This window comes from Cupriavidus sp. FW305-F7 (genome assembly GCF_058782875.1).
In genome coordinates this window covers 20,469-27,509 of record NZ_JBYSYC010000070.1, presented here as the reverse complement: position 1 = coordinate 27,509, position 7,041 = coordinate 20,469, and the positions used below count along the sequence as shown (strand labels likewise).

General features: G+C 68.7%; 8 protein-coding genes. 4 read left to right on the top strand and 4 right to left on the bottom strand.

The genetic code is table 11. The annotated features are described in order from the left end of the window. Nucleotides 1-233 precede the first annotated feature (233 nt). The 3 genes from AC3WL8_RS37170 (at nucleotide 234) to AC3WL8_RS37160 (ending at nucleotide 2,005) form a co-directional block, all read left to right on the top strand. The gene (locus tag AC3WL8_RS37170; protein ID WP_211979488.1) at nucleotides 234-1,052 is read left to right on the top strand and encodes a GntR family transcriptional regulator; all 819 of its coding nucleotides are present in this window, start codon (nucleotides 234-236) and stop codon (nucleotides 1,050-1,052) included. A gap of 114 nt (nucleotides 1,053-1,166) precedes the next feature. Next, entirely contained in the window at nucleotides 1,167-1,586 is a 420-nt protein-coding gene (locus AC3WL8_RS37165; RefSeq protein ID WP_013954005.1) for a cupin domain-containing protein, read from the top strand. Between the two features lie 68 nt (nucleotides 1,587-1,654). Continuing rightward, on the top strand, nucleotides 1,655-2,005 hold the full coding sequence (locus AC3WL8_RS37160; protein WP_013954006.1) for a hypothetical protein: 351 nt from the start codon (nucleotides 1,655-1,657) through the stop codon (nucleotides 2,003-2,005). Nucleotides 2,006-2,083: 78 nt separating this feature from the next. On the opposite strand, the gene AC3WL8_RS37155 is transcribed toward AC3WL8_RS37160, so the two are convergent. The 4 genes from AC3WL8_RS37155 to AC3WL8_RS37140 form a co-directional block, all read right to left on the bottom strand. Beyond that, nucleotides 2,084-2,464 (bottom strand): DUF427 domain-containing protein, encoded by a 381-nt coding sequence (locus tag AC3WL8_RS37155; RefSeq protein ID WP_013954007.1) that lies wholly within the window; start codon nucleotides 2,462-2,464, stop codon nucleotides 2,084-2,086. Nucleotides 2,465-2,565: 101 nt separating this feature from the next. Beyond that, a complete protein-coding gene (locus AC3WL8_RS37150) occupies nucleotides 2,566-3,558 on the bottom strand; it encodes a tripartite tricarboxylate transporter substrate binding protein (RefSeq protein ID WP_153956594.1) in 993 nt (330 codons plus the stop codon). A gap of 76 nt (nucleotides 3,559-3,634) precedes the next feature. Next, complete coding sequence (locus AC3WL8_RS37145; RefSeq protein WP_013954009.1) at nucleotides 3,635-4,792, bottom strand: CaiB/BaiF CoA transferase family protein; 1,158 nt, start codon at nucleotides 4,790-4,792, stop codon at nucleotides 3,635-3,637. A gap of 8 nt (nucleotides 4,793-4,800) precedes the next feature. Then, complete coding sequence (locus tag AC3WL8_RS37140; protein WP_013954010.1) at nucleotides 4,801-5,748, bottom strand: hydroxymethylglutaryl-CoA lyase; 948 nt, start codon at nucleotides 5,746-5,748, stop codon at nucleotides 4,801-4,803. A gap of 220 nt (nucleotides 5,749-5,968) precedes the next feature. Here AC3WL8_RS37140 and AC3WL8_RS37135 point away from each other — a divergent pair, with 220 nt between their 5' ends. Further along, the gene (locus AC3WL8_RS37135; protein ID WP_211979489.1) at nucleotides 5,969-6,931 is read left to right on the top strand and encodes a LysR family transcriptional regulator; all 963 of its coding nucleotides are present in this window, start codon (nucleotides 5,969-5,971) and stop codon (nucleotides 6,929-6,931) included. Nucleotides 6,932-7,041: the final 110 nt, after the last annotated feature.

Here is a 7,041-nt window from a genome sequence, read left to right as displayed (position 1 = left end):
CGCGCGCTGCAGCGCTTCCTCGACTATGTGCAGGGACACGACAAGGTGTGGATCTGCCGCCGTGTCGACATCGCCCGGCATTGGGCGCAGGTGCACCCGTTCGCAGCCGCGGGCACGATGCGCGAGGAAGTTGCCCCGGCCTGACAAATGCCGCCCGTGTCGCCATATTTGTGTACGATATAGCCGTCTTTCGTCGCCATTTCCGGCGACAGGCTGAATGTCCGTCCCCTGATATGGCAACCACATCGAAGAAGGCGGCGCCCGGCACCGCAGCAAAAACGCCGCGCCGGCCCGCGTCCAAGGCAACACTGAAAACGGCACCCAAGGCCACCGCCAATGCCGCGCCGGAGGAAAGTGCCGGCCCGGAGGCCACCACCAGCGAGGCTTCCGCCACCGAGGCGATCTACCTGAGCCTGCTGACCGCGATCATGGAGCACCGCCTGCTGGCCGGCACCAAGCTGGTGGAGGAACGGCTGTGCGAAGTGACCGGCGCCAGCCGGGCGCGTATCCGCCAGGTCTTCGCGCGCCTGGCGCATGAGAAGCTGGTCACGCTGGTACCCAACCGCGGCGCCTTTGTCTCCAGCCCCACGGTGGACGAGGCGCGCGAGGTGTTCCAGGCACGCCGCGTGGTCGAGCCCGCGCTGGCAGCCGAACTGGCCCAGCGTGCCACGCCGGCCAAGGTCCGCAGCCTGCGCCGCCACGCGATGGAAGAAGACAACGCGCGCGCACGCGGCGACCGCGCCGCGATGATCCGCCTGTCAGGAGAATTCCATATCCTGCTGGCCGAGATGGCCGGCAATGCCATCCTCGAAAAGCTGATCCGCGAGATGGTGTCGCTGACCTGCCTCATCATCACGCTGTACGACCGCCCCGGCGCGCCGGCCTGCGCCGAGCATGAGCACCGCCAGCTGATCGACGCCATCGAGCAGCGCGACGCCGCGCGCGCCAGCGCGTTGATGGCGGAACACCTGGAACACATCGAGGGTTCGCTCGACCTGAGCGTGCCCGACAGCGGCACGCCGGACTTCTACAGCATCTTCAGCAAGGGTTGACGCACGGTGCGGGGCACCAGCGCGCGCCCCGTGACCGGCATTGCACTCCGCGCCCGGCAGCCTAGACTGGCTGCATAACAATGCCGCGCGCAACGCGCCGCAGGGAGGTCCGCCATGGCTGTCACTGCCGAACCCGTCACAACCGCCCGTCCACCGCTGGCCTTCGAACGGCTTTTCGCGGATGCCGACGGCGAATCCCACTTTGGCCCCCTTTCCGTTGCCATCACCGAGCGCCTGTTCGCACCGCCCGCGCGCGCCTTCTGGGTGTCGCCGCTGGACGAGGCCGCGCGCCAGGGCTTCCTGCTGGTGCCGGCCGGCTGGGTGGGAGCACTGCACCCGTCGCCGCTGCGCATGTGGATCTTCGTGTTGGCGGGGGCAATGGAGTTCGAAGCCAGCGATGGCGAGCTGCGGCCGCTGTCGGCGGGCAGTGCCCTGCTGCTGGAAGACACCACGGGCAAAGGGCATGTCAGCAGGGTCATCGGTACTGCCGATGCCACGTTGGCCGTGGTGCAGTTGCCGGAGAACCGAAGCTGAGCCCGCGGCGTAGCGGCAGGGCTGTCGGCTCGGACTGCGGCCGCGCAAAACTATCATGGAGGCGCCAGATGAATGCCCCCGAGCCAGCGGCTGCGCCCAAGCCCGCGCCGCAACTGGTGCCCAACGGCTACCGCCAGGGCATCATTACCGCGATCACAGTGCTGCTCGGCTTCTCGCTGGCGTTCTGGCGATTCTGGGGCTTCGAGAGTCCCGGCCACTGGAACCTGCGCGCGCTGTTCGCCGCGGTATCGCTGCTGGCCGCGGTGTCGCTGCAGATCGTGGCGCTCTATCGCGCGCTGCGCATCGAGGACGATGCAGTGGATGAGTACCGCAAGACCGTGCGATGGTTCATCGCGTCGGCGGTTGCGCTACTGGTCGGGCTGGCCGTGGCCATGATCGACGCGGCACTCGGCCCCTAGGGCGCTGACTATGTCCAGCACATGGGGCGTGCCGAATCCGCAGATGGCTATTGCCGCCATGCCAGGCGGCGCGCGCGCTCAGGCGCCGAGGATCTCGATGCTGTCGACGCGGTCGGGGTAGAAGGCCAGGTGCGAGGCGATCGCCGCCACCGCGGGGTAAGGCGTCTCGTAGCTCCACACCGCATTGCGCGCGCGCTCGCCGCCGGCGGGGATGGAGAAATAGCTGCAATCGCCCTTGTATGGGCAGTACGTCGTGTGCGCTGTACGCTCCAGCTGCGTCATGTCGACATGCTCGCGCGGGATGTACTGCACCGGTGGGTAGGTCGCCTCTTGCAGGGTCAGCGCCGCGTCGCTGTCTGCAATGGCAATGCCCGCCACCCTGACCACCACCCTGCCGGCAGTCGGCGTGATGGTGATCGGGTGGTCGGGGCCGGGGATCCTGACTGGCTTGTCGGTCATGGCGCGTCCTCCTGCAGGGCATCGTCACGGGGGCGATGCTGCATTCTAGGCGTTCGCCGCGCGGCCTGCAGGCCGTGCCCGATGGTTCAGCCCAGCCGTCGCTATTCGACCTTGACGTTGGCCTTCTTCACCAGGGCGGCGTAGCGCGTGGCCTCGCTGCGGAAGAAACTGGCGGCTGCCTCGGGTGTGCCGGGCTCGATCACGGTGGCCTGCTTCTTCATGGCTTCCAGCACTTCGGGCGAGGTGAAGGCCCTGGCAAATGCGTCATGCACGCGCTTGACCTCTGCCGGGGGCATGCCGGCGGGGCCGACCACGGCAAACCAGCCGGCGACGTTGTAGCGGGGCAAGCCTTGTTCGGCGATGGTGGGGATGTCCGGCGCGGCGGCCGAGCGCTTGTCGCCGCACACGCCGATCGCACGCAGCGTGCCGGCCTTCAGGTGCGGCGCCACTGCGTTGAGCGCGACCACGCCCAGCTCCACCTGTCCGGCGATCAGGTCGTTCATCATCGGCCCGGTGCCCTTGTACGGCACATGGCGCGCACTCACGCCGGCCTCGTCCAGAAACATCTCCCCGGCCAGGTGGATGATGGTGCCATTGCCGGACGACCCGTAGTTGTAGCCGTCGGGCTTGGCCTTGAGCAGCGCCACCAGTTCCTTCACGTTCCTTGCCGGCACCTTGGGATTCACGACAAGCACCAGCGGCGTGGTGCCGATCACGCTGATCGGGGTGATGTCCTTGATGGCATCGAACGGCATCGTGCGGAACACGCTCGGGTTGATGACATGGTTGTTCGAGACCAGCCCGAGCGTGCTGCCGTCCGGCTGCGCCTTGACCACGGCCGCGGCCCCGGTGATGCCGCCGGCGCCGGGCAGGTTCTCGATCACCACCGGCTGGCCAAAGGCCTTGCCCAGGGCCGGACCGGCCGCGCGCGCGATGGTGTCCACGCCGGAGCCGGCGCTGATCGGCAGGATCAGGCGCACCGGCTTGCCGGTGCTGCCCTGCGCGAGCGCGCCGATGCCGGGCGCGGCCAGCGCGGCGGCCATGGTGGCGGCCAGCGCCAGCCCTGACTTGAGAAGGATGCGACGGGGGTGCATGGGGTTGTCTCCGTATCGTTATCGTAGGATCTTTGCGGGCTGCCGCTGTGCCGCGGCATGCCCGTCGTGGTACCGCTCAGCCGTTGCGGCCCTGGCCGAGCTGCGACAGGATCTCTTCGTTGTGCTCGCCGGCCCTAGGCAGCGGCCGCCGCACGCCCGGGCGGCGCCCGCCCATCAGCAGCGGCAGCAGCACCGTGGGCGTGGTCGAGCCATCGTCGGCCTGCATCGGCACCAGCCCGCCGCTGGCAAGCAGGTGCGGATCGTCGAGCAACTGGTCCGGGCGCACGATCGGCGCATACGGGATGCCGGCGGCTTCGAGCTTGGGCGCCAGTTCTGCGCTGCGGTGGTGGCGCAGGATTGCGCCCAGCTCATCGAGCAGTTGCGGACGCACCGCCACGCGCGAGGCATTGCTGACGTACTCGGGCTTGTCGAGAAGCTCCGGGTGCTCCAGCACCTGGCACAACGTCACGAACTGCTTGTCGCTGACGGCGCCGATAAACAGCTGCTCGTCGCCGGCCAGCGTGAAGACGTCATACACGCTCCACGCCGACACGCGCGACGGCATCGGCGGCGGCGCCTCGCCGGTCATTGCAAACTGCTGCATATGCTGCGAGGCGAGGAACACGCAGTTCTCGAACAGCGCGCTCTGGATCTCCTGGCCGCGCCCGGTGCGGTCGCGCTCGCGCAGCGCGGCCAGCACGCCGATGGCGCCGAACATGCCGCCCATGATGTCGTTGACCGAGGTGCCCGCGCGCAGCGGACGCCCGCTTGGGCCGGTCATGTAGGACAGGCCGCCCATCATCTGCACCACCTCGTCCAGCGCCAGCCGGTTCTCGTACGGGCCGGGCAGGAAGCCCTTGTGCGAGACGTAGATCAGGTGCGGGTAGTCGCGCGACAGCGTGGCGTAGTCCAGCCCCAGCTTCTGCATCAGGCCGGGCCGGAAGTTCTCCAGCAGCACGTCGCTCTGGCCCGCCAGCTCGGCCGCGGCGGCGCGCCCTTCCTCGGTGGTGATGTCCAGCACCACGCTCTTCTTGTTGCGGTTGAAGGCGCGGAAGAAGCCGATGCCCAGGCCCGGCAGGTTGCGCGTCTTGTCGCCGCCGGGCGGCTCTACCTTGATCACTTCGGCGCCCAGGTCGGCCAGGATCATGCCGCAGGTGGGGCCCATCACCATATGCGTGAATTCGACCACGCGGATGCCGGCCAGCGGCAGGGAGTTTCTGTTGTCTTGGGTCATCTTGCGTCTCAGGCAGCGGCGCCAGCGTGCTGGGCCGGGAAGGTCTTGGGCAGGCCGGCGCGCCACAGCGTGCCGTGCAGGGTTTCGTCCTTGAGCCAGCCAGCCACGTCTTCACGCAGCGCCAGCAGGCGGCCGATATCGATGCCGGTGTCGATGCCCATGCTGCCGAGCATGTAGGCCAGGTCTTCGGTCGTGACATTGCCGCTGGCGCCGGGCGCGTGCGGGCAGCCGCCGATGCCGGCCAGGCAAGCGTCAAAGCGGCTCACGCCGGTTTCCAGCGCCGCGTGGACGTTGGCCAGGCCAAGCCCGCGGGTATCGTGGAAATGGCCGCACCAGAAGCGATCGCCGGCGATATCGACGGCGCGCGCAAACAGCTCGCGCACCATGCGCGGGTCGGCATAGCCGACGGTATCGGCCAGGCTGACGCGGTCGGCGCCGGCATCGAGCAGCGCCTGCATCAGGCGCAGCACTTCATCGGGATCGACATGGCCCTGCAGCGTGCAGCCGAACGCGGTGCCGACACCGCCCTCTATCAGCGTCTTCGCGCCGCTGGCATCGCGCGCGGCGCGGATGCGGGCGACTTCCGCCACCACCTCGTCCGGCGTCTTGCGCAGGTTGGCCAGGCTGTGCGCATGGCTGGCCGACAGCGGCACGAGCATCAGGTCCGCACCGCTGGCCAGCGCATCCTGCGCGCCGCGCAGGTTGGGCACCAGCACTGAGACGAACAGGCCCGGCAGCGTGCGCGCGAACGCGACCAGCTGCGCGGTATCGGCCAGTTGCGGCAGCAGGTGCGCGGGCACGAACGAGCCGACTTCCAGCTCACGCAGGCCGGCCGCGTAGGCGCCGCGAATCCACGCTTCCTTGCTGGCCGTGGGCAGGATGGTGCGGATGCTCTGCAGGCCATCGCGCAATCCGACTTCGCGGATAACGGCGTGGCGGGGAAAGGGAACAGACATGATTCAGGGGCTTCCGGTTTGCGCCCCGCGGTGGGGGCGACGGAAGAACTCTATGAGTTTCTGCCAAAGAGCTGAAGCGGTGATTTATGCACGATAACATTCCGAACCGGAATGTCTGCCTGGCGCCGCACAGCGACATCCAGGAATTCCCGGATGCATGATTCCGGCAACCAAAGAGGGCTTACCATTCCATTCCGGAAACCCGCATTCCCTCACAGCCATGCGAGACCTCGACCTCACCACCCTGCGCCTGTTCATCGCCGTCTGCGAAACCCGCAACATGGCGCGCGCGGGCGAGCAGGAGCACATCGTGGCATCCGCCATCAGCAAGCGGCTGGCGCAACTGGAGGAGACCGTGGGCGCAACCCTGCTGGAACGCCGCCGCCGCGGCGTGATCCCGACGCCCGCGGGCGAGATGGTGCTGGCGCATGCGCGCGCCATGCTGGCGGCGGCGGACCGCGTCGCGCGGGACATGGCCGACTACGGCGCCGGCATCCGCGGGCAGGTGCGGCTGCTGGCCACGGTGTCGTCGATGGCCGAATCGCTGCCGGACGATATTGCCGCCTTCCTGCAGCAACCGGTCAACCGCGACGTGCGCGTGACCATCGAGGAAAGCCTGAGCAGCGACGTGGTGCGCGCGCTGCGCGAGGGCTCGGCGCCGCTGGGGATCTGCTGGGACGCGGCCGACCTGGAAGGCTTCCAGACCCGGCCCTACCGCACCGACCAGCTCGCGGCAGTGGTACATGCCTCGCATCCGCTGGCGCAGGCCGCCGACTGCCGCTTCGAGGACACGCTGGACTGCGACCATATCGGCATGCCCGCCCAGACCGCGGTGCAGACCATGCTGACGCGCTATGCGGCCATCCTCGGGCGCGGCATTGCCTACCGCGCGGTGGTCTCGACCTTCGACGCTGCGCTGCGCTGTGTGCGGGCCAACCTGGGCATCACCATCATCCCGGCCGAGATCGCCGCGCCGATCGCGCCCACCTTCGGCCTGCGCGTGATCCCGCTGCGCAACGACTGGGCGCGGCGGCGCTTTGCCATCTGCTTCCGCGACCTGGAACTGCTGTCACCGGCGGCGCGGCTGCTGGTGGCCTTCCTTGAACAGACCGCGGCAGCGGAAGCGGCGGCCGCCCCCGCGGACACCGCACCAGTGCGCAAGCCACGGCGCAATCGGCAATGACGCCGACCCGGCGCGCAACTTCCTGTGCCGTTCAAGGGTTAGCCCGAGGCAATTTCGCAAGCAAATGTTGGGGAGCGGTGCGTAGACTGGCTTGCGTTTTTCGCCCCGGC

What these genes read in the sequence shown, in the direction of transcription:
- AC3WL8_RS37170 (WP_211979488.1), top strand. Translation starts at nt 234, where the DNA reads ATGGCAACCACATCGAAGAAGGCGGCGCCCGGCACCGCAGCAAAAACG.
- AC3WL8_RS37145 (WP_013954009.1), bottom strand. Translation starts at nt 4,792, where the DNA reads ATGACCCAAGACAACAGAAACTCCCTGCCGCTGGCCGGCATCCGCGTG.
- AC3WL8_RS37165 (WP_013954005.1), top strand. Translation starts at nt 1,167, where the DNA reads ATGGCTGTCACTGCCGAACCCGTCACAACCGCCCGTCCACCGCTGGCC.
- AC3WL8_RS37155 (WP_013954007.1), bottom strand. Translation starts at nt 2,464, where the DNA reads ATGACCGACAAGCCAGTCAGGATCCCCGGCCCCGACCACCCGATCACC.
- AC3WL8_RS37160 (WP_013954006.1), top strand. Translation starts at nt 1,655, where the DNA reads ATGAATGCCCCCGAGCCAGCGGCTGCGCCCAAGCCCGCGCCGCAACTG.
- AC3WL8_RS37135 (WP_211979489.1), top strand. Translation starts at nt 5,969, where the DNA reads ATGCGAGACCTCGACCTCACCACCCTGCGCCTGTTCATCGCCGTCTGC.
- AC3WL8_RS37140 (WP_013954010.1), bottom strand. Translation starts at nt 5,748, where the DNA reads ATGTCTGTTCCCTTTCCCCGCCACGCCGTTATCCGCGAAGTCGGATTG.
- AC3WL8_RS37150 (WP_153956594.1), bottom strand. Translation starts at nt 3,558, where the DNA reads ATGCACCCCCGTCGCATCCTTCTCAAGTCAGGGCTGGCGCTGGCCGCC.